Genomic DNA, 19,673 nt, shown 5'->3' with positions numbered 1-19,673 from the left:
CACCGGGCGGCACGGCATGAGCGGGGGAGACGGCGTGCTGGTCACCGGGGCCAGCGGACTGGTCGGCGCCGAGGTGGTCGCCCGGCTGCACGCGGCCGGGCGACCGGTCACCGCTGTGCTGCACAGCAATTCGGCTATCACCCCCAACGACGGCACGCCGCTCGAGCTCGGCGACCGGATACCGGGGGACATCCGCCGGCCGGGCTTCGGCCTGGCCGCGCCGGAGCTGACCGCCCTCGGGGCCCGGGTGGGGCTGATCGTGCACTGCGCGGCGACCACCGCGTTCGACGCCACCGCCGAGGTCTACGAGGAATTGAACGTGCGCGGCGCCGCGCACGCCATCGACCTGGCCCTGGCGTGGGACGTCCCGCTGGTGCACGTGAGCACCGCCTACGTGTGCGGCATGCGCGGCGGCTCGATCCCGGAGGAGGCCGCCGCGGCCGGGCACGGATTCGGAAACGGATACGAGGAGAGCAAGTTCCGCGCCGAGGCGCTGGTGCGCGCGGCCGGCGATCGCGGCCTGCGCTGGACGATCGTGCGGCCCGGCATCGTCACCGGCGACAGCCGCACCGGCGTCATCCGCGACTACAAGAATCTCTACACGGTGGTCAAGCTCATGGTCGAGGGCAAATTCCGCACCCTGCCCGGCCGCTACGACGCCACCCTGTCCCTCGCCCCGGTCGACCACGTCGCCGAGGTGATCGTCGCCGCCGCAACTCGTTTCGACGCGGTCTGCGGCCGGACCATGCACGCGCTGGGCCGCGACACCCTGTCCCTGCGCGAGGTCTCGGACGTGCTGGCCGAATACCCGTCCTTCGAAGTCGCCACCTTCGTCCCCGAAACCACTTTCCGGGCGGCGGAACTCGATCCGATCGAGCGCGAGTACTACCTGCGCATCGGCACGCTCTACACCAGCTACTTCAAGCGCCGCATGGTGTTCGACACCGTCGTCGCGGATGCCCTGCTGGACCGGCTCTCCCCGGCCACCGGCAAGGATTACCTGCGACTGGTCCTGGATCACTGCCTGGACTCGGGCTACCTGGGCCTGCCGTTGCCGTCGATCGCGGACATGCTGGCGCGTCTCGAGATCGGCGGCCGCGCGTGACGGCCGATTCGGTGCGCACCCTGCTGTCCGCGCTGACCCCGTCGCGGGCCAAGGTCGAGGCGTATCTCGGCGACACCTACGTGCTCGAGACCGTCGAACACCTCGAGCGCCTGGGCGTGGATGCCACCGGCTTCGCCCGCGAACACTCGCTGCTGCTGCTCAAACCGGACGCCATCGTCGCCCGCGCGGTGGAGCCCACCCTGGAATGGCTCGGCGACAACGGTTTCCGCGTCGTGGCCGCTCGCCGGGTCGCGGTGGATCGCCATGTGGCCCGGGCCCTGTGGTACTACGCCTGGAACATCGCCTCCCCGGAACGCCGCCGCCTCGCCGATCTGCTGGTCGGCATCTCCGACGTGCTGTTGCTCGTCGTGCACGCCCCGGACGGCGAACCGCCGGTTCCGGTGCGGCTCACCGCCGCCAAGGGCGCCACCGACCCGCGCAAGCGCCGCCCGGGCGAGCTGCGACACCTGCTCGGGCGGCACAGCTACCTGCTCAATCTCGTGCATTCGCCCGACGATCCGGCCGACGTGCTGCGCGAACTCGCCATCTACTTCGACGAGCGCGAGCGCACGGGGGTGTTCGAGCAGGCCGCCGCGCGCCTGGACCGCACCGGTGAGGCCGCGGTGCTCGGGCACGAGCTGTACGCCACGGTCCCCGCGCGCGGCTTCGACCGCGCGGACGCACTCACTCGCCTGTGCGGCGAACTCGGTGTGCCGGAACCGGATTCCGACGCGGACTGTGCCCGGCTGCTCGAGACGGCGTGGTCCGCGGGCCACGACCTGGATCCCTGGTCACTGATCGTGCTCGGGTCCTACGTATTTCCCATGCGCGTCGGCACCCGGGCGCAGACCCTGCGGCCGATCAGCGCGCACGATTGGTTGGAGGCACGACCGTGATGCACACCCGGGCCATGACGGCGACCCATATCCGCACCATCCCGCGGACCCTGGCCCACCGGCACGCCATCGCGGAGGTGTTCGTGACCTCCCTGGACACCCTGGCCCCCGACACCTTCCTGGTCGGGGCCCAATTGCCGCGCATGCACGGCCATTACGGCGATCACGCCGGCGCGCTGGGCCTGCGGCACGACCTGGTCGCGGTGATGGAGGCGGCCCGGCAGGCGTCCATCGCGGTGACGCACGAGTTCTACGGCGTTCCCACCGACCGCGCCTTCCTGGTCCGCACCTTCAACGGCACCGGACCCGACACCGCGGCCTGGGAAATCGGTTCCGCCCCCGCCGATCTGGTCATGCGGGTGCGCGCCCTGCGCACCCACTATCGCGGTGACGACCTGCAGGGACTGGACCTCGTCCTCGACATCGGCTGCGACGGTGTGCCTTTGACCACGGTCGACGGCTCGTTCTCCTGGGTCGCGCCCGGGCAGTGGGCCGCGATCCGCGCGGGCTTCCGGAAACAGCTGGGCCTGGGCGACTTCGAGGGCGCACTCGGGGTCGGTGAACGCGCACCCGCCGCCGTCGTCGGCCGGGAGAACTGGCGCAACGTGGTGATCGGACCGCCCGTCACGGCCGCCGGCCGCACCCGCGCCGAACTGGTCGCCGACACCTCGCATCCGATTCTGTTCGACCACCAACTCGATCACGTGCCCGGCAACCTGCTCATCGAGGCGTGCCGTCAGACCGCGCTCGCGGCCCTGCGGCCGAACCTGCGCCGACTGATCGGCGTCACCAGCACCTTCCATCATTTCGTCGAACTCGACCGCATCGCCGAGTGCGTCGCCGAGGTCACCGACGCGGGCGTCGACGCCACCGTGGTGCGCTGCGAGATCCAGCAGCAGGGCCTGATCGCGGCGAGCATCGACCTCGAATTCGCCGCGCCCACCGACGAAACGGACCGCTGATGGGCCTGGACCTGCTCACCACCACGCGCGCTTTCCGCCGCCGCCTGGACCTGACCCGCCCGGTGGACCCGGCCGACCTGCTCGCCTGCCTCGACATCGCCACGCACGCTCCCAGCGGCACCAACCGCCAGCCCTGGCGCTTCGTGGTCGTCCGCGATCCCGATCTCAAACGGCAGGTCGCCGACTACTACCGCAAAGGGTTCGCCGCCTACCTGTCCGCGCGCACACCGCGCCCGGACCAGCTCGCGGATCTGGCCTCGGGCCGCTACCTGGCCGAACATCTGCACGAGGTCCCGGCGCTGGTCGTGGTGTGCGCGCTCGGCCGCCCGCCCGCCGAGCCCTCCGTGCCGGGCGCGGCGAGCTTCTACGGCTCGGTCTATCCCGCGGTCTGGAATTTCATGCTGGCCCTGCGCGAACGCGGCCTGGGCACCACCCTGACCACCGCGCACCTGCGCTACGAGCACGAGGTCGCCGAGGTGCTCGGCATCCCGGACACCGAGGCGACCCAGGTGGCGCTGCTGCCGGTCGCGCACCTGCTGCCCGGCCCGGACACCCCCGCACCCCGGCGCACCCCCGCCGCCGAGCTCACCGGCTGGGACGGGTGGAACCGGCCGCTGACCGGGGAGCGGACATGACCGAAGCGCTCGCCACCCGCCGGAGCCCACTCGAATCCCTCGGGCGCATAGCCACTTTCACCCGGGTGATGTACAAACCGCACTACCTGCTCTACGGGGTGCTGTGGGTGCTCGCCCTGGAGGGAACGGCCGCGCTGGTATCGCACCCCGATATCGGGTGGCGGCCGACGGGCGCGACCTGCGCGCGCATCGCGATCGTGGCCATCGTGCTGCTGTACCTGCGCATGGTGGACGAGCAGAAGGACCTGCGGTACGACCGGGTGCACAATCCGGACCGGCCGCTGGTAACCGGCGCGGTCGACGCGGGTGAGCTGCGCGCCGCCATGGCCGTCATCGCGCTGGTCGCGGTCTCCGCGAGCCTGGCGCTGTCGCCGGCCTCGGGTGCGCTGATCGCGGTCGTGCTGGGCTACGGCCTGCTGCTGTGGGGCCTCGAACGGCTCTCGGCGACGGTGCGCGACCGTATTCTGCTGAATCTGGTGGTGACGTACCCGGTTCAGCTGCTGGTGACCGCGTACGTGGTGTGTTCGGCGGCCGACAGCGGGACCGCCGTCGTCACCGCCCGCGCGGCGGCCGTGGCGCTGATCTTCGCCGGGGCGTTCCTGCAATTCGAGTTCGCCCGCAAGACCTCTCGCGATGTCCGGCCCGGTGAACTGCTGTACTCGAACGCGCTCGGTACCGGCGGCAGCATCGCGGCATCCCTGCTGCTCGCCACCGGTGCGGTCGCGGCCGATATTGCGGTCGTGCGGCCCTGGGAACTGGATGGAGCGGCAACGGTCATCGGCTGTATTCCTGTGGCGCTGCTGTTGATTCCCTTCGCGTCCGCGGCGCGATTCCTGCGCTCGCGCGAGCGGGACTATCCCGTCGTTCCGCCCGTGCTGTTCATTCTCGCCCTCTACCTGACCCTGATCGCCCAGGCGGTGGCCGGGACCGCCTGATCATCGGCGTGCGAGTCGCGCGTAAACGGTTCCCGCCCCGGCGAATCCGGCTCCGGCCAGTACCGCGCACCACAGCACGGCCGCCGTCCAGCGTTCCGCCCCGGTGGCGTCCAGCAGCCCGCGCACCGTATCCACCACCGGGGTGGCGGGCTGGTGTTCGGCGAATCCGCGCATCCAGCTCGGCATGGTGCTCGTCCGCACGAACGCGCTGCTGACGTAGGGAATGAAGGTGATCGCGTAGGTCAGTCCGCCCGCGGCCTCCGGATTGTCCACGGCCATACCGAGCGCCACCGCGATCAGGGTGATCGCCACGACGAACAGGGCGATGATCGCCGCCGCCCCGCCCCATCCCGCCGGCCCCGATCCCGGCCGATAGCCCAGTGCCACGGCCACGCCCACCGCGATGCCGATGGCCGCCAGCGTCCGGACCACGCCCTCCACCACGTGCCCGGCGATGAGCGCCTGCCGGAACATCGGCAGCGTCCGGAACCGGTCGATGCTGCCCCCGGCCATATCCGCGCACACCGCGGTCGCGGTGATGGACGCGCCGAATCCGGTGCACAGCAGCATGATCCCGGGCACCACGTAGTCGAGATAGGGTCCGCCGACCTCGATGGCCCCGCCGAAGACGTAGGTGAACAGCAGCATCACCAGAATCGGCATGGTCAGCGAGATGACGAGCGTGTCCGGACTGCGCAGCGTGCGGCGAGCACTGCGCCGGAACATGACCAGCGTGTCCGCGACCTGGTGCGTGGTCACTTCCCGGCGGCCTCGACCAGGTCGGCGGCGTGTTCGGCCGCGCCCTCGGTGCGCAGTGTGCGCGCGAATTCCCTTACCCGAGCGCGGCTTTCGTCGCTCAGCAGCGGAGCCAGGCCAGCGCGCAGCCGATCGGCCGTCAGCCGCGTGAACGGGATGTGCCCGCCCAGTCCCAGCCGCTCGACCTGCCCGCCCCACATCGGCTGCTCGAAGGAGACCGAGCACACCAGCGTCGGCAATCCGGCCCGCAGACTCTCGAACAGCGTGCCGATCCCGCCGTGATGCACCGCCGCGGCACAGCGCGGGAAGGCCACGTCGTAGGCGAACGGGCCGACGATCTTCACATGCGAGCCCGTCCGGGCGGCGGCGGTGTCGAGATCACTCCACCCGGCGCTCACCAGCGCTCGCACCCCGAGATCCGCGGACACCTGTTCGACCATGGCCAGCACCGCGGCACTGTCGCGAATCGGCATGCTGCCGAAGCCGAAGAACACCGGGGGCTCGCCCGCGTCGATCCAGGACAGGATCGCATCGTGATCGCCCGCGAGATCGCCCACCGCGGTGCGGGTCTCGTGATCCAGGGACAGGAATCCGGTGAACGGCCTGCGCTCGTCCCACTGCTCCGGCAGGCCCGGAACCAATGCGGGATCGTAGATCTGGACTTCGGTGACCCGAGCGCGCGCCAGGGCCGCGGCCGGACTGGTCACCGATCGGCGGAGTCCGAGGGTGGTGCGCAGGGCATTGAGGTATCGCAGGAACACCACGCGGCGCAGATTCTCCGCGAAGAGCCAGGTCGCGCGATTGACCAGCGCGGGCGGATTCCAGTGCGGCGGCAGCGCGCCCGGGAACGGATAGGCGCCGTTGGCTCGAATCGGGAAGTAGTGCAGCACGATCAGCGGAATGCCCGTGGCCTCGGCGACCGAGGCCGCGCGATCCTCGGTGACGGTGCTGGCGACGATCAGATCGGCCCCGGCGCAGACCTCGATGACCTCCCGATTCATCTGCTCCGCATAGCCGGCCATTTGCTGTGCCACCATGTGCATGAGCCGCAGCGTGTTTCCCGCCGCCAGCGCCCGCTGACCCTGCTCGGAGCTGTACAGCTGCTGTACATCCGGGCCGCACGCGCGAGCCGCGAGTCCGGCGGACTCGACGAACTCGACCAGATTCGGCGGCGCCCCGATCAGCACCTCGTGCCCGCGTCGCCGTAATTCGACGCCGAGCGCGACGATCGGATGCACATCGCCACGAGTTCCGGTGAGCGGGATAGCAATTCGCAAGGGGCTACTTTCCACGCGGGGGTGCGACCCCCTCGACAGTGTGTGCTGCCCAGTAGACCGTCCAGCCCGAAGAAATATGGGCATTTCAGATAATGTCCAGCATCGGTACAGTGCCGGTGATGCACATCGCCATGTTCGTGGACTACCACCCGGGCACGCTCGGCGGCGTCCAGACCGCGATAGCGGCCCAGCGTCGCGGTCTCGAACGCGCGGGTCACCGGGTGACGCTCTTCGTCGCACCCGCGCCGGGTTTCCGCTCCGGTGACCCGAATGTGGTGGAACTGCACGCCTTCTCGATACCGGCGGTGAACGGCTTCGCCGTGGTACTGCCCACCCGGCGCAACGCCGCGCTCATCGACGCGGTCTTCGCCGCGCGCGGGCCGGTCGACGTGGTGCACACCCAGAGCACCTACGGTGTGGCCATCGCGGGACTGAAAGCGGCTCGGCGGCATCGCATTCCGCTCGTGCACAGCGCGCAGAGCCGGGACGACGTCTTCCTCGAGCACAATTCCCCCGCGCCCTACCCGGCAGCGCTGGCCCTGCGCGCCCTGCACGGTCGCTATGTGCCGCACCGGCAGCACATGCCGCGCCGGGTCGAGACCCGGGCCGCGCGCCACGCCTGGTGGACCATCGTGGGGCAGGCCGAGGCAGCGGATCGAGTGATCACCCCGACCGGGCACTTCGCCGATCTGCTGCGGCGGCACGGACTCACCCGCCCGATCCGCGTGATCTCCAATGGCGTGGACGACGCACTGCTCGACGATCTCGTGCCCTCCGAACGCCCGGCCGGCGGGCCACTGCGGCTGATCTGGTGCGGGCGACTCTCGGCGGAGAAACGACTGCTGGAAGCCATCGAGGCGGTCCGGCGCTCGGACGATTGCACCCTGGACGTCTACGGCGACGGCGACCTGCGCGGCGCGGCAGCGGGCGTCATCGTCTCGCACCGGCTCACCGAGCGAATTCGACTGCACGGCCGTGTGACCCAGGCCGAATGCCTGCGCGCGATGACGACGGCGGACGCCCTGCTGTTCCCGTCCGACGGCTTCGACACCCAGGGCATGGTGCTGCTGGAAGCCGTGGCCGCCGGACTGCCGATCATCTACTGCGATCCCGCACTCGACGAAACCGTGCCCGCGGGCGGTGGCGTCCGCACACCCGATGCCTCGGTCACCGGCCTGATCGAGACCATCGCCAAACTGGCCGCCGACCGCACCGCCGTGACGGACATGCGCGGCGTGCTGGCGGAGCAGCGGAATTCGGTGCGGCAATCGCGGCACATCGACGCCCTGGTGGAGACGTACCGGCAGGCAGCCGATCCCGCCGCTCCGCTGCCGTTGCCGCGTTCGCTGGCCGAAATCCCCGCCGCGCCGGGCGAATTGCCGATCCTCGGGCACAGCGTGCGAGCGCTGAGTGACGCACCCGGCTTCGTCCGGGCTCTACCGCGCCTGGGTCCCATCGTGCGTGTGCGCTTCGGCAGCAAGAACGGCTATCTGCTCACCACCCCCGAACTCGTGCGCGAAGTCCAGCTCGGACCGGCCGAATTCGATCGAGAGGACCTGCGCGAAGCCATCGCCGATGTGGCGGGCGGCTCGGTCAACGTGCTGCGCGGGGAAGAACACAAACTCCGCCGCCGCATGATCGCGCCCTCGTTGCGGCAGACGCGCCTGGCCGAATACGCCGAGGCCGCAGCCGATATCGCCAATGCCTGGTCGGCGGGACTGCCCGCGGGGCAGCGACTGAACCTCATGGACGAAGCACACGGACTGGTGCTGGACACCGTGTCCTCCACCCTGTTCCAAGCCGATTTCGGCACCGCCGCCCGCCGCGAGATCCGCGACAGCGTGCCGTGGCTGCTGAGCCAGGTGATCGTGCGCACCGCGCTCCCGCCCCGAATCCGTCGCCTGCGCGTCCTCGCCAACCATCGCTGGCAGCGCAAGGCGAATCACCTGCGCGGTGCGGTCGGTGCGGTCATCGCCGAATACCGCCGTCGCGACCAGGATTTCAACGACGTGATCTCCGCGCTCATCCGGCACACCGACGCCGAGACCGGCGCCACCCTGGACGACGAACACATCATCGACGAAGCGATCCTCATGCTCGCCGGCGGCGTGGGATCGATGGCCTCACTCGCGGGCTGGCTCTGGCACGAAGTAGTGCGGCACCCGGAGATCGCGCACCGGCTGTACACCGAACTCGACGCCGTCATCGGCGCGAGCGATGTCCGTCCCGAGCATCTGCCGCGCCTGCCGTACCTGAAACAGACTGTGGCGGAGGTGATCCGCTACTGGGGACCGTGGATCAGCGCCGCCAACTCCACCTCGGACATCACGATCGGCGAACTGACCATCCCGGCGGGCTCACCGATCATGTTCAGCCCGTACATGGTGCAGCACGATGCGCGGTATTTTCGCGACCCCGACGCTTTCGACCCATCGCGATGGGATCCCGAGCACGCCGAGGAGACGGCCAAGCTCGCGAGCCTGTCCTTCGGCGTCGGGCGGCGCCGATGCCTGGGCGATCACTTCGCCATGCTGGAAATCGCATTGGCGTCGGCAGCCCTGCTGAACAGGTGGCGGCCCACACCGGTGGCCGGGTATCGAGTGCGCGCCTCGAACCGGGATTTCGTGCTCTCGCCCTCGGCCCTGCCGGTCGTGCTGCACCCGCGCTGACGTACCTGTCCGGGACAGCCGACACCGGGCTTGGTAAGAATGCCCCATGGCCCGACACCTCTACCTATGCCCCCTGCGGTGGTCCGACATGGACTCGGACGGACATGTGCACAATGCCGTTCACCTGCGCTACCTGGAGGAAACCCGGATCAACGTCTTCCGGGAGCGAGGCGGACTCGCGGGAGCGTGCGTGGTCGCGCAGATGGACATCGACTACGTGAAACCCCTGCGCTACCGGCCCGACCCCGTGCGGGTGGAAACCTGGCTGTCCAAGCTCGGCGGATCGTCGTTCACCCTCGTGCAGGAAATCCGCGACGAGGACGTGCTGTACTCGACCGCCACCTGCACACTGGTCGCCTTCGACACGGTCAACCAGCGCTCGCGTCCGCTCCAGGACGAGGAACGCGCCATGCTCGAGGAGCTGAGCGCCTGATGCACACCTACGCCATACAACTGCGGCGCACCGATATGGACGCGCTGCAGCACCTGAACAACGTGGTCTTCGCCCAGTACCTCGACGAGGCCCGCGCGGACCTGCTCGCCCGGCACGGCTCGGACGAATGGCGAGTGGTGGTCGCGAATCAGCGCCTCACCTACCGCATGCCGCTGGTCTTCCGCTCCGAACCGGTCACGGTGACCACCGCCGTATCCCGCATCGGAACCAGCTCCTTCACCCTGACCCATGAAATCCGCGACGGGGAATTGTCGTATCTCGCAGCGACTTCCACTCTGGTCACCATCGGCGATGGAGCCCCGCGGCCGCTCTCGCCCGCCGAGCGCGACTACCTGGGCACGCTGGCCTCCGTGCCGAACTGAGACCCGATGCCGCGCCACCGCGCGGAATCGCCGCCTATGATTGATGTACCGCCTGGTCAGCGCTGCAAGGGGTACATCATGGCCAAGATGACCATCGAAGAACTGCTCACCGTCTTCAAAGACATGACGCTGCTGGAGCTTTCGGAATTCCTCAAAGCTTTCGAGAATCAATTCGACGTATCCGCCGCCGTGCCCATCGCGGCACCGGCCGGTGACGGCGCCACCGCGGTAGCGGATACCGCCGAAGAGCAGACGGAATTCGATCTCATCCTGGAATCCTTCGGCGACAAGAAGATTCAGGTCATCAAGGCAATGCGCGAACTCATCCCGGGACTGGGCCTCAAGGAAGCCAAGGACCTGGTCGAATCCGCGCCCAAGCCCGTGCTGGAAGCGGTCAGTCAGGACGCGGCCCAGAACGCCAGGAACAAACTGGAGGCGGCGGGCGCACGCGTGGCCATCCGCTGACGCGCCCGATCATCCGGCAGCCGAAACCTGTCGGACCCGAGCAGTACGGTATTCGGTCATGCTTGCCCCTACCGCAGCTGTAGCCGAGCTCATCACCGCCATCGAACCCTGGGACGATCGCGAAAAAGCCCATATCGCACAAACTCTCACCTGGCTCGCATCGACAGACGACATTCACCGCCGCATCCCACCGGCCACACCGTCGCCGCACCTGGTGGTCTACACCGTGCTCGTCGATCCCGGCGCCGAATCCATCTTCCTGGGCCGGCATCTGAAATCCGGCCTGGACCTGCCCATGGGCGGCCACGTGGATCCCGGCGAACACCCACTGACCGCCGCCCGCCGTGAAGCGCGGGAGGAACTGAACCTGACCGCCGACTTCGACGTGGTCGGCGCTGCGCCGTTCTTCCTCACCGTCACCCCCGTTCTGCTGCCGGCGCCCCACACCGACATCACCCTCTGGCATGTCATCCGAGGCGACCGGGCCACTCCCTACCCACTCGACCCCGGCGAATTCAGCTCCGGGCGTTGGCATCCATTCACGCCTGTTCCCGACTCGGACCCGCACCTGCCCCGCTTTCTCGCCAAACTCACGCACGCTCTGACGAATCGATCTCGCGCGTGAGCATTCTGGTGGTGATCCGCGGCAACTCGGGATCGGGTAAGTCGACGGTCGCGAGTGCGGTGCAGCGACTTTTTCCGCGAGGGCGGTGTCTGCTCGTGCCACAGGACATAGTTCGGCGGCATATGTTGCGGGAGTACGACACTCCGTCCGGGGGGAACGTCGAGCTGATAGAGCGTATCGCGGGGTTCGGGCTCGAGCGGGGGTTGGTTGTTGTCGTCGAGGGCATTCTCAGTGTCGGGCATTACGGGGGCATGCTCGAAAGGCTTTCGGGGCTTGCGGAGTTCGCGTTTCACTACAGTTTTGATCTGACGTTCGAAGAGACGCTGGTTCGGCATGCGGGGCGAAAGCAGGCGGGGGAGTTCGGGGCTGTGGAAATGGCGGGGTGGTATCACGGGTGGCAGCCATTGGGGTTTGTCGATGAGGTTCGGATCGATGTGGGGTGGGGTGTGGGGGATGTTGTGGAGCGGATTCATCGGGATGTGTTGGGCGTGAGTCCGTGGCCTTCGTAGCAGAGTGGGGTGGTGTCGTTGCGTTCCAGCGGGGTTAGGGAGAGCAGGGCAAAGCAGGTAACGGGGTCGAGTTGGGTGCCGTGCCCGACCTGTGTTGCCGCAGGAGCGTTGTGATTCTTGCGTTTTCGGGGGACGACTTTCGACGGCACCTTTCGAGGGCGCCGGCGAGGGATATTCGGAGCGTTGGGAGACCGGCTGGGTTGAGAGACGACAGGATAATGAGAACCAGCGGGGTGCGATTGGGTGGGTGGGCTGCGGTTCCAGCCCTGCCGGGGGGCAGAGCTGCCTGGATAACGAGACACCCAGCGGGGGCCGGTTGGGGGGTCGGGCTGCGGTTCCAGTCCCCTCTGGGAGAGCGGCCTGGATAACGAGAACCAGCGGGGACCGGTCGGGGGTCGAGCTGCGGTTCCAGCACCCTCGGGGAGAGCAGCCTAGATAACGAGAACCAGCGGAGTGCGGTTGAGAGAGTCGGGCTGCGGTTCCGGCCCTCCCGGGGAAAGCAGCCTGGATAACGGAATACCAGCGGGGACCGGTTCGGAGCCTCGACGGCGGTACCAGCCCTACCGGGCCGATAAACGTGATCCACCAACGGTGAGGGTACGAGCAACCCTCGAATCGATTACCGCTCACCACAATCACCCTCTGAAGCAGTACCGGCATTCAACGATGACGGATTTTTGTCTGTAGGTCTCGAGAAGGTTCCCGCGGCCATCCGGCCAGGCTGGGAGGGCGAATCAGCTCCCAGCTGGGGAGCCGAGGTCGTGTACGGCAGGCGAAGTGACCAGCATTGCCGCGTTGTTCTTGCTTGTTCTCCCGAACCCCGCTGGAAAGCGAAGGGTGTGTGCGGGTCTGGGCTACGTCGGCCACTGGAGTGAACACCGATGCCGCTCTTTGTCTCTTGGGGTTGGGCTTTTGGGTTTGGGCTCCGGCTGGAGGGCAGGGCTCTAGCAGAGTCGCCGAGACGGGATACCCGGGATCCCTGAAGGACTCGGCACACGCGGGTGATGACGGAAGTTCACCCGGGGTCTACGAGCCGGATCGATATGCGGTGGTGGTATCCACCCGGTTTTGCCCGGATGCTCCGAATCGGGCGGCATCACGATCGTTTTCCAACCGTTCGGGCCAGAATTGACCTGTGCGTGGCAGGCATCGCACGCGAATGTCAGGTTCTCGATGTCGGTTTCGCCACCATCGGCCCACTCTGTGATGTGGTGGACCGCCGAGCGGGTGGCGGGGGCGTCGCATCCGGGTCGGGTGCACCCGCGTTCGACCGCGGTGAGTGCCAGGCGCTGCTCTACCGAGGCCAGGCGTTGACCACGGGACAGGTGCAGTGGACGGCCGTTGGCATCCACGATCACCAGGTACGGGGTCGAACGCGCGGCCAACTTGATCGCTTCGGTGATCGAGAGCGTCCCACCGGTATTCGTCGTAGCGAGCCCGGTACGCTGCTCCAGGTCCGTCAACCGCATGGTCACCACAGTCGAGACCGGCAGCCCCCGGTGATACCCGAGCTTGGTGGGCCCCATGTCCGGGTGCAGGAACCGCAGCAACGCATCGTGATTGCGTTGCGCTTCACTGCGGTGATCACGCTTGGCAGCTGCCCGCAACACGTTCCGCGCGGCGACGGTGGCAGCATCGGCGTCACTGTCGTCGGCCTCGGACTCGGTGTCGATTCCGAGCTGCGCGGTCGTGTGCGGGCTCTCCGGATCATCGGGATTACACATGCCGGGGCGCGCGAACTTGGCGAACATCGGCAGGAACACCGCACCCAACTCCGGAGTCAGCAACCCCGAGATCGGGAACATGCCATCCGCACGTTGACGACCGATGCAGATCCCGCGCATCCGCTGCCGGTCCTTGTCCGCGGTCAACACCCCATCCGGATCGGCAAAGGCCAGGACCCGGACACCGAGTTGAGTCACCCCTTTCGGGTCACCGAGGCGCGCGAAGTCGGTCAGGGAGCGTTCAGCGAGTTCCTTCAATGTCGGTTCCACGCTCGCAGGAATCCGGTCCAGGACCTTCACGATCGCCTGCACATGATCGGCGGAGATCTCACCGGCACGCTGCGCGGCGGCGATGTGCGGGAACGCCGGTGGCCGCTGGAAACTGCCTTCGGACACCGTGGAGAGCCGGTCCGCGTTCCGCACTCGGGCAGCCGCGTCGAAATGCGAGATCCGCAGGGTCTGTTGCAGGTACACGATCGGGCTCTTGATCCCGGCCTGCGCGGGCAATCCTCGTGCCGCGCACTCGAGCGCGAAGCGCTGCTTCACCGCTTCGAGTTTGCGGTAATCCGCTTCGAGCTTGTGCATCATCTCGATGATCTGGTCATCGGATGAGGAATACAGGGGTGATTCGAGAAGTCCTTCGACCACGACACCGTGTTCGTCTACACGGTGCGCGATGCTGGATTCCCCTCCCGAATTCATACCCCTATTCTACTCCTCGATAGCCATCCGCAATAGCCCAATTCGATTGTGATATAAGCGTATTCGGATTAATCGCCCACTCTCCAAGCATGTATTCCGCAAAACTAATCACTGTCCGATCCGCGCGAGAATCCAGCCGGCCGAATAGCCGTTCCGAGCCCACCTACATTCGCCGAATCGCCCGCACGACAACATCCCGAAGCGAAACCGCCCGCCCCTCACCCACGCGAACTGTGCGCGCGAGCTCCTCGGCTGTGACGACCTCCCAGTCATCCGGATCCAACCGCGCCGTAATCCCCGCCGCCGTAGCCGACGCTTCCGCGGACGGCTGGTGCCCGCTCGCCTCCCCGGCCTCGCCATCGGCCCCGTGCCCGTGAGTCCCGTGTCCGTGCGAGTGCGCCGAATCCCCACCGTGCAAATGCCCCACGATCAACAGCGACCCACCCGGCGCCACCCACTCCGCGATCCGCGCGTAGAACTCCAACTGCGGCATATCCGGATGCGCGTAGTTCGTCATGACCAGTTCGAACCGCGAATCCGGCTCCCAGTGACTCAAATCGGCCTCCACCCAGCGGATGTCCTCTCCGACCCCGCTCGCGGCAGCTCGCTCGCGTGCGCCTGCCAACGCTCGGGCCGAGATGTCGGCGGCGGTCACCTGCCACCCCCGCGTAGCGAGCCAGATCGCCTCCGCCCCGCCGCCGCAGCCCGCGTCCAGGGCGGTGCCGGGAGGCAGCTCGGCCGTCTCGCGTCCGACGTACGGGTTCGCAGGCAGGGCGGCCGTGGACCCCGAGGGCCGCTGCTCCCAGTGCCGTTCCCAGAAGTCCTGGTCGAAGGTCTGTGTCATCGGGGCGTCCTCCTCGTTCGCGGCATCGGCGGTGGTTCGCCGGTGATAGCGCCATCGTGCGGGGCGGCGAGTCGGATGTGCAAACAATATTGCCGAATGGCAAACTCCGGGCATGGACGATGCTGTGGATCGCACTCTCGACGCCGTGGGGCCGCGGCTGAAGCGGTTGCGGTTGCGGCGGGACGTCACGCTGGCCGACCTCGCGGCGGAGACCGGGATCTCCACCAGCACGCTGTCCCGGCTCGAGGCCGGGTTGCGGCGGCCGACGCTCGAGCAGCTCCTGCCGCTGGCCCGGGCGCACGGGGTCACGCTCGACGAGCTGGTGGACGCGCCGCCCACGGGGGATCCGCGCATCAACCTGCGGCCGATCCCCGCGGGGGACGGTGCGGTCGTGCTGCCGCTCACGCGGCGGCCGGGTGGGATTCAGGCGTACAAGTTCGTGCTTCCCGCCGGAGCCGACGATGCGGTGCCGGACATGCGCACCCATGACGGGTACGACTGGGTCTACGTGCTCAACGGGACCCTGCGGCTGGTGCTGGGGGAGCATGATCTCCGGCTCGAACCGGGGGAGGCCGCCGAGTTCGACACCCGGACCCCGCACTGGTTCGGGGCCACCGGCGGCGGGCCCGTCGAGTTCTTGAGTCTCGTTGGCAGGCAAGGGGAACGGGCGCACATCCGGGCGGCGCCGCCGCGCGACTCGAGATCAGCTGAACAGTAGCCGGTCCGGCTCTTCTCGACCGCGCGGGGAACGGTCCGGCTCGGGCCCGCCGCGTTCGTGCGGGTGCGGGGAATCGCCGTGCACCGCGCCGCGAACCCCGGGTGCTCCCACCGCCGCGCCGGTCATTCCGTAGACTGCCGAGGAATACCCCTTAGTGGTATTTCGCTCATTCACCACGCCAAGGAGATCATCGTGTGCCAGCGAATCGTCTGTCAGGGCTGCGGCAAGCCCTCCTTCCAGGGCTGCGGCGAGCACGTCGAGGAAGTGCTCGGCGACGTCCCCACCGCCCAGCGCTGCGCCTGCAACGCCGGCTCCGGCACCACCAGCAGAGGCCTCTTCAGCCGCCAGTGACGCCCTGACTCCCCAGGGTGCTACAGCCCAGCCCAATCGCTGTTCCACCCTGGGTATGACCCACCCTCGCCCGCCGCATCGATGACGACGGGCAATGGTCTTGCCCCGTAAGGGAATCCGGTGTAGCCGGGGCCGCTTACCGCCGCTGTGACAGCTGCTTCTGCTCGTGAGCCTGCACATCGCGCGCGGCCTGCGCGACGAAGTCTTCGATCGCGTTGTTCGCCTTCTTCATCAGGATCGCGTGATCCTCGGGACTTGCGGGAGCCACCCCGGAACGCTGAATCGCCCGTATAGCCTCGATCGCATGATCGGCCAGGTCCTGAATCCGGGGATCGCTGGTGAGCAGCTTGACCCGGACCAGCTCCGACCTCAGCTCGACTTTCTTCGAGTAGGACTCCGAGCGGGCGGTCACCTCGGTGTCCGGGTTCTGCCGGAGCCGATGCCAGCGTTCGATCTGGTGATGTCGGTATTCGATGGCCGAGGCCGCGAACGCGTTGTATGCGCTCAACCGGTCCTGCCGGAGCCGGTCGGCGAAGTTCTGTCGGGTCGTCCGGTCGGCGGTCATGCGCTGAAATACATGGGTGACAATGGATCCCAGAAGTGTTCCGGCGACGGCGATCAGTGCGGTAACCACCGCATCAACCTAGCCGCTGCGACCGAATATGGTGCGGCGCCGGTTTTTTCGGGTCCGTACTCGCCTGGCCGTCAGACCAGATTGATCGAGTCGAGGAACCGTGTCGCGAGGGCGGTGTCGCCTTCGATAGTGATGTCGCAGTCCTTCCACGCGCGGCGCGTGGTGCTCCAGGCCGGGAAGTCCGTTGCGGCGGTGTGGATATGGGCGGCCGGGGCCGCGGCGGTGGTGGGAACGACGCGGAGCTTGGAGCCGGGTTCGATCGTCCAGGTGGAGGCTCCGGGGCCGGTGAAGGTCAGGGCTATGGGCGCGGTGAGCCAGGACAGTTGGTCTCGGTGGGAGTGTTCGAGCAGGGTCATCAGCCACGTGACGATGGCTCGCATGCGGGTGTCGTCGGTGGCCGGGGCGGGGCGGTCCAGCGCGGGGGCCAGGTCGTGGCGCAGGTGGGTGTGCCAGTCGAAGATGTACAGGGCGGGGAAAATGTGCAGGGGGTACCAGCCGAGTTCGCCTATGCGCAGCGGTATTCGGGAGACGCCGGGTGCGGTGAACAATCTCAGGCCGGTGATGCCGCGGGCGCTCCAGTTCTCGAAGTCGCGCAGGGTCTGCTGCGGTGTGCGAGTACGGCTTTCGGCCACCACGCGATCATTGGTGCGCTCGACGGCACGGGAGAAGACCAGTTGCAGCGCCGCGGGGGTGATGGCCGCGCGGATCACGCCCGTCATATGGGTCACCACGTCCTGCACTGTCCAGCCCGCGGCCGCGCTGGGGCGCGCCCACTCCGCGTCGGTCAGGGTGCCCAGGAAGTCGAGCACGGCCGCGCGCTCGGTGCGGATCGCCGCCAGGGATTCGGTACGCGTCGCGGTCATGGCGTCAGCCTAGTGCGGGCGTCGTGCCGGAAAAGCGGCTATCGGCGGGGCTCGAGTGCACCGGCGGCCGGACCTCCGGCTACGGTCGAATCGTTCGTTCGAGTAACTGTGGAGGTAGTGGCATGGCTGGAATTCCCGCGGTACCGACTTCGCTGCTGGCGGTCGGCGGTCTCACCGGCGGTTTCGCACTCGCGCAGGCCACCAAGCAGCGGCAGTTGGGCGGGGCGGTGTTCGCGGCCGGCACCGCGGCGGCGTTTCCGCGCTGGCGGCGGGCGGTCGGCACCCCCGGCGCCGCGGCGCTGACCGGGCTGTCCATCGGCGCGATGGGCGCGTCGCACCCGCTCGCCAAGAAGATCGGCGCCTGGCCGTCGGTGGCCGTCGTCTCCGGCGTCGTTGCCCTGGTTTCCTGGGCGGCGGTGGATCGCCGCGGCTGATCGGCTGCGCGACAGGGGGTTTCGCGGGCGGCCTCGCCGCGGCACGGGTCAGCCCGTCGCCCGGTCCGATTCGGGCTCGCCCGCGAGCACCCGCGCCACCTCGTACGGCCGCGCCAGCGCGGTGGGGGAGAGCCGGCCGCGCAGGGTCACCGATTCCCCGACGCTCCAGTGCGCTGCCTCGGCGGAATCCGCTGCGGCAACGGTGTTTCCGGAGGTCAGAATGAGGCTGACCTCCTGCTTGGCGAGTTCGCACAGCCGGGCGGCCTGGTTCACCGCGTCGCCGATGACGGTGAACTCGTAGCGTTGATTCGAGCCCACGTTGCCCGCTACCACCCGGCCGGCCGCCACCCCGATGCTCGCGGTGAAATCCGAGGACTGGCAGATCAATTGGTCCTGGATCGCCCGGGCGCACGCCAGTGCGGCGCCGGCGGCGGAGTCGAGTTCGGCGGGGGTGCCGAACACCGCCAGCGCGGCGTCGCCCTCGAACTTGTTGAGCAGCCCGCCGTGTCGCTCGACCTCGTCGACCACGATGCCGAAGAACCGGTTCAGGATCTGCACCAGGTCGTTCGCGGGCAGCGTCGCGGCCATCGTGGTGGACCCGATGATGTCGATGAACAGCGCCGCCGCCTCGCATTCGGTGCCGCCGAGGGCCGAATCGCTGGCGATGGCCGCCACCGCGACCTCGTGTCCGACGTGTTTGCCGAACAGTTCGCGAATCTGCTCGCGCTCGCGCAAACCCTGCACCATGTGGTTGAAACCCGTTTGCAGTTCCCCCAATTCGGTGCCGTCGTAGACCGTGACCACGACGTCGAGATCGCCGTCCTCGACCTGTCGCAGCGCGCGGCGCACACCGCGAATGGGCGCGACCGTCGCCGCGAGCGTCTGCATCATCATGAGCAGGCCGTAGACCAGGGTCACGCCGCCGAGCGTGAGCACGCACACCGCCAGCCGCGCCTTGCTCACCTCCGGGACGAGAAGTGCCTGGATCGCCACGACCATCGAGAGCGCCACCGGCACCCCCGTGCCCAGCAGCCACACGAGCACCGACCGTCCGAATACGCCCATCCCGCGCCGCCGCCGCGTGTGCCCGGCGTCCAGCACACGTGCGGTTACCGCACGCAACGCGAACTGCGACGCCAGGTAGCTGTTCGCGCACACGCCGACGGCGGTGGCCCCGATGCCGAGCACGACCTTCGGTATCAGCCCCGGATCCACGCGCCCGTACAGCACGGTCAGCACGGCGATCGCGCCCAGCCACAGCACGCCCTGCACGATCGCCAGGTTCCGCGGCACCCGCACCGCCGACGCCTGCTCGGCTTCGGTGGGAATCCGGTCGGGGTCGATGGTCCAGCTCAACGTGCCCAGCGCCCACCGGGTACCCCACAGCACCCCGGCGATCAGCGCGGCGATCGCGTAGAGCGGCAGCGCGACGGCGTTGACGTACCAGAGTTCGTCGGTGAACAGCGGTGGCCCGGGCAGCACGAACCCCACGAGCAGCACCACCAGCGCGATGCCGAAGAGATTGGACGTGACGACGGCCGCGGTCAGCAGCAGCTGGATGCGAACACGCCGAACCCCGGAGTTCTCCTCCGCCGACCCCAGCAACCGGCTACCCCACGGCGCGTGGCCTCGTACAACAGTGCCCGACCCGCTGTCGCCCATGGCGTTGCAGCGTACGCGCAGCAACCCTTCTCGTGAACCCCGGACCCTTGTTGATAGCTAAAAACTATTGACCCATGTGGGAGCGGTAAAC

At 68.3% G+C, this 19,673-nt stretch carries 21 protein-coding genes; 14 read left to right on the top strand and 7 right to left on the bottom strand.

Going from position 1 to position 19,673, the window contains the following annotated elements; all coding sequences use genetic code 11:
• Positions 1 to 16 precede the first annotated feature (16 nt).
• Genes ACFVBH_RS23645 through ACFVBH_RS23625 form a run of 5 tightly spaced genes read left to right on the top strand, consistent with a single transcriptional unit; the run spans position 17 to position 4,533 of the window.
• Entirely contained in the window at positions 17 to 1,105 is a 1,089-nt protein-coding gene (locus ACFVBH_RS23645; RefSeq protein ID WP_379004459.1) for an SDR family oxidoreductase, read from the top strand.
• Entirely contained in the window at positions 1,102 to 2,001 is a 900-nt protein-coding gene (locus ACFVBH_RS23640; RefSeq protein ID WP_379004456.1) for a nucleoside-diphosphate kinase, read from the top strand. Before ACFVBH_RS23645 ends, ACFVBH_RS23640 begins: the two co-directional genes overlap by 4 nt.
• The gene (locus tag ACFVBH_RS23635) at positions 2,001 to 2,963 is read left to right on the top strand and encodes a ScbA/BarX family gamma-butyrolactone biosynthesis protein (RefSeq protein WP_379004595.1); all 963 of its coding nucleotides are present in this window, start codon (positions 2,001 to 2,003) and stop codon (positions 2,961 to 2,963) included. Before ACFVBH_RS23640 ends, ACFVBH_RS23635 begins: the two co-directional genes overlap by 1 nt.
• Complete coding sequence (locus ACFVBH_RS23630; protein ID WP_379004454.1) at positions 2,963 to 3,598, top strand: nitroreductase family protein; 636 nt, start codon at positions 2,963 to 2,965, stop codon at positions 3,596 to 3,598. Before ACFVBH_RS23635 ends, ACFVBH_RS23630 begins: the two co-directional genes overlap by 1 nt.
• Complete coding sequence (locus tag ACFVBH_RS23625) at positions 3,595 to 4,533, top strand: hypothetical protein (protein WP_379004452.1); 939 nt, start codon at positions 3,595 to 3,597, stop codon at positions 4,531 to 4,533. The genes ACFVBH_RS23630 and ACFVBH_RS23625 overlap by 4 nt, the downstream gene beginning before the upstream one ends.
• Here ACFVBH_RS23625 and ACFVBH_RS23620 read toward each other — a convergent pair whose 3' ends face one another.
• Both ACFVBH_RS23620 and ACFVBH_RS23615 read right to left on the bottom strand, forming a co-directional pair.
• On the bottom strand, positions 4,534 to 5,292 hold the full coding sequence (locus tag ACFVBH_RS23620) for an ABC transporter permease (RefSeq protein ID WP_379004449.1): 759 nt from the start codon (positions 5,290 to 5,292) through the stop codon (positions 4,534 to 4,536).
• Complete coding sequence (locus ACFVBH_RS23615) at positions 5,289 to 6,566, bottom strand: glycosyltransferase (RefSeq protein WP_379004447.1); 1,278 nt, start codon at positions 6,564 to 6,566, stop codon at positions 5,289 to 5,291. Before ACFVBH_RS23615 ends, ACFVBH_RS23620 begins: the two co-directional genes overlap by 4 nt.
• A 119-nt stretch (positions 6,567 to 6,685) precedes the next feature.
• Here ACFVBH_RS23615 and ACFVBH_RS23610 point away from each other — a divergent pair, with 119 nt between their 5' ends.
• The 6 genes from ACFVBH_RS23610 to ACFVBH_RS23585 all read left to right on the top strand — a co-directional run bounded on the left by ACFVBH_RS23610 (position 6,686) and on the right by ACFVBH_RS23585 (position 11,650).
• Complete coding sequence (locus ACFVBH_RS23610) at positions 6,686 to 9,235, top strand: cytochrome P450 (RefSeq protein ID WP_379004444.1); 2,550 nt, start codon at positions 6,686 to 6,688, stop codon at positions 9,233 to 9,235.
• Between the two features lie 88 nt (positions 9,236 to 9,323).
• Positions 9,324 to 9,668 carry an acyl-CoA thioesterase gene (locus ACFVBH_RS23605; protein WP_379004441.1) on the top strand — a complete coding sequence of 115 codons (345 nt, stop codon included), beginning with the start codon at positions 9,324 to 9,326 and terminating at the stop codon, positions 9,666 to 9,668.
• Entirely contained in the window at positions 9,668 to 10,051 is a 384-nt protein-coding gene (locus ACFVBH_RS23600; protein WP_379004439.1) for an acyl-CoA thioesterase, read from the top strand. Before ACFVBH_RS23605 ends, ACFVBH_RS23600 begins: the two co-directional genes overlap by 1 nt.
• Positions 10,052 to 10,129: 78 nt before the next feature.
• Positions 10,130 to 10,516, top strand: coding sequence for a 50S ribosomal protein L7/L12 (gene rplL, locus ACFVBH_RS23595; protein WP_354988028.1), 387 nt, complete (start codon positions 10,130 to 10,132; stop codon positions 10,514 to 10,516).
• A 58-nt stretch (positions 10,517 to 10,574) separates the two neighbouring features.
• A complete protein-coding gene (locus tag ACFVBH_RS23590; RefSeq protein ID WP_379004436.1) occupies positions 10,575 to 11,141 on the top strand; it encodes an NUDIX domain-containing protein in 567 nt (188 codons plus the stop codon).
• Positions 11,138 to 11,650, top strand: coding sequence for a hypothetical protein (locus ACFVBH_RS23585; RefSeq protein WP_379004434.1), 513 nt, complete (start codon positions 11,138 to 11,140; stop codon positions 11,648 to 11,650). Before ACFVBH_RS23590 ends, ACFVBH_RS23585 begins: the two co-directional genes overlap by 4 nt.
• A 944-nt stretch (positions 11,651 to 12,594) precedes the next feature.
• On the opposite strand, the gene ACFVBH_RS23580 is transcribed toward ACFVBH_RS23585, so the two are convergent.
• Complete coding sequence (locus tag ACFVBH_RS23580) at positions 12,595 to 14,076, bottom strand: DUF222 domain-containing protein (protein WP_379004432.1); 1,482 nt, start codon at positions 14,074 to 14,076, stop codon at positions 12,595 to 12,597.
• Between the two features lie 163 nt (positions 14,077 to 14,239).
• Positions 14,240 to 14,920 carry a class I SAM-dependent methyltransferase gene (locus ACFVBH_RS23575; RefSeq protein ID WP_379004430.1) on the bottom strand — a complete coding sequence of 227 codons (681 nt, stop codon included), beginning with the start codon at positions 14,918 to 14,920 and terminating at the stop codon, positions 14,240 to 14,242.
• Positions 14,921 to 15,032: 112 nt separating this feature from the next.
• Here ACFVBH_RS23575 and ACFVBH_RS23570 point away from each other — a divergent pair, with 112 nt between their 5' ends.
• Positions 15,033 to 15,638 (top strand): helix-turn-helix domain-containing protein, encoded by a 606-nt coding sequence (locus tag ACFVBH_RS23570; RefSeq protein WP_379004428.1) that lies wholly within the window; start codon positions 15,033 to 15,035, stop codon positions 15,636 to 15,638.
• A 192-nt stretch (positions 15,639 to 15,830) separates the two neighbouring features.
• Positions 15,831 to 15,989 (top strand): hypothetical protein, encoded by a 159-nt coding sequence (locus tag ACFVBH_RS23565; protein ID WP_354991475.1) that lies wholly within the window; start codon positions 15,831 to 15,833, stop codon positions 15,987 to 15,989.
• Between the two features lie 136 nt (positions 15,990 to 16,125).
• On the opposite strand, the gene ACFVBH_RS23560 is transcribed toward ACFVBH_RS23565, so the two are convergent.
• Together ACFVBH_RS23560 and ACFVBH_RS23555 are read right to left on the bottom strand one after the other, a co-directional pair.
• Positions 16,126 to 16,623, bottom strand: a complete 498-nt coding sequence (locus ACFVBH_RS23560; protein WP_379004425.1) for a hypothetical protein — start codon at positions 16,621 to 16,623, stop codon at positions 16,126 to 16,128.
• 71 nt (positions 16,624 to 16,694) lie between these two features.
• Entirely contained in the window at positions 16,695 to 17,486 is a 792-nt protein-coding gene (locus ACFVBH_RS23555; protein ID WP_379004423.1) for a maleylpyruvate isomerase family mycothiol-dependent enzyme, read from the bottom strand.
• Positions 17,487 to 17,608: 122 nt separating this feature from the next.
• Here ACFVBH_RS23555 and ACFVBH_RS23550 point away from each other — a divergent pair, with 122 nt between their 5' ends.
• Complete coding sequence (locus ACFVBH_RS23550; protein WP_354991472.1) at positions 17,609 to 17,920, top strand: hypothetical protein; 312 nt, start codon at positions 17,609 to 17,611, stop codon at positions 17,918 to 17,920.
• A gap of 48 nt (positions 17,921 to 17,968) precedes the next feature.
• Here the strand turns inward: ACFVBH_RS23550 and ACFVBH_RS23545 are convergent, their stop codons facing one another.
• Positions 17,969 to 19,582 (bottom strand): adenylate/guanylate cyclase domain-containing protein, encoded by a 1,614-nt coding sequence (locus ACFVBH_RS23545; protein WP_354991471.1) that lies wholly within the window; start codon positions 19,580 to 19,582, stop codon positions 17,969 to 17,971.
• Positions 19,583 to 19,673 lie beyond the last annotated feature (91 nt).

This window comes from Nocardia sp. NPDC057668 (assembly GCF_042799795.1).
In the GTDB taxonomy this organism is placed as follows: domain Bacteria; phylum Actinomycetota; class Actinomycetes; order Mycobacteriales; family Mycobacteriaceae; genus Nocardia.
Note: the sequence above shows the minus strand (reverse complement) of the source record. Positions and strands in the feature narration are given on the sequence as shown.

Bases quoted from the DNA above. Each gene is read 5' to 3' on its own strand.
- ACFVBH_RS23610 (WP_379004444.1), top strand. From the start codon at position 6,686: ATGCACATCGCCATGTTCGTGGACTACCACCCGGGCACGCTCGGCGGC.
- ACFVBH_RS23600 (WP_379004439.1), top strand. From the start codon at position 9,668: ATGCACACCTACGCCATACAACTGCGGCGCACCGATATGGACGCGCTG.
- ACFVBH_RS23545 (WP_354991471.1), bottom strand. From the start codon at position 19,582: ATGGGCGACAGCGGGTCGGGCACTGTTGTACGAGGCCACGCGCCGTGG.
- ACFVBH_RS23590 (WP_379004436.1), top strand. From the start codon at position 10,575: ATGCTTGCCCCTACCGCAGCTGTAGCCGAGCTCATCACCGCCATCGAA.
- ACFVBH_RS23605 (WP_379004441.1), top strand. From the start codon at position 9,324: ATGGACTCGGACGGACATGTGCACAATGCCGTTCACCTGCGCTACCTG.
- ACFVBH_RS23645 (WP_379004459.1), top strand. From the start codon at position 17: ATGAGCGGGGGAGACGGCGTGCTGGTCACCGGGGCCAGCGGACTGGTC.
- ACFVBH_RS23550 (WP_354991472.1), top strand. From the start codon at position 17,609: ATGGCTGGAATTCCCGCGGTACCGACTTCGCTGCTGGCGGTCGGCGGT.
- ACFVBH_RS23570 (WP_379004428.1), top strand. From the start codon at position 15,033: ATGGACGATGCTGTGGATCGCACTCTCGACGCCGTGGGGCCGCGGCTG.
- ACFVBH_RS23555 (WP_379004423.1), bottom strand. From the start codon at position 17,486: ATGACCGCGACGCGTACCGAATCCCTGGCGGCGATCCGCACCGAGCGC.
- ACFVBH_RS23635 (WP_379004595.1), top strand. From the start codon at position 2,001: ATGCACACCCGGGCCATGACGGCGACCCATATCCGCACCATCCCGCGG.
- ACFVBH_RS23575 (WP_379004430.1), bottom strand. From the start codon at position 14,920: ATGACACAGACCTTCGACCAGGACTTCTGGGAACGGCACTGGGAGCAG.
- ACFVBH_RS23625 (WP_379004452.1), top strand. From the start codon at position 3,595: ATGACCGAAGCGCTCGCCACCCGCCGGAGCCCACTCGAATCCCTCGGG.
- rplL (WP_354988028.1), top strand. From the start codon at position 10,130: ATGGCCAAGATGACCATCGAAGAACTGCTCACCGTCTTCAAAGACATG.
- ACFVBH_RS23630 (WP_379004454.1), top strand. From the start codon at position 2,963: ATGGGCCTGGACCTGCTCACCACCACGCGCGCTTTCCGCCGCCGCCTG.
- ACFVBH_RS23580 (WP_379004432.1), bottom strand. From the start codon at position 14,076: ATGAATTCGGGAGGGGAATCCAGCATCGCGCACCGTGTAGACGAACAC.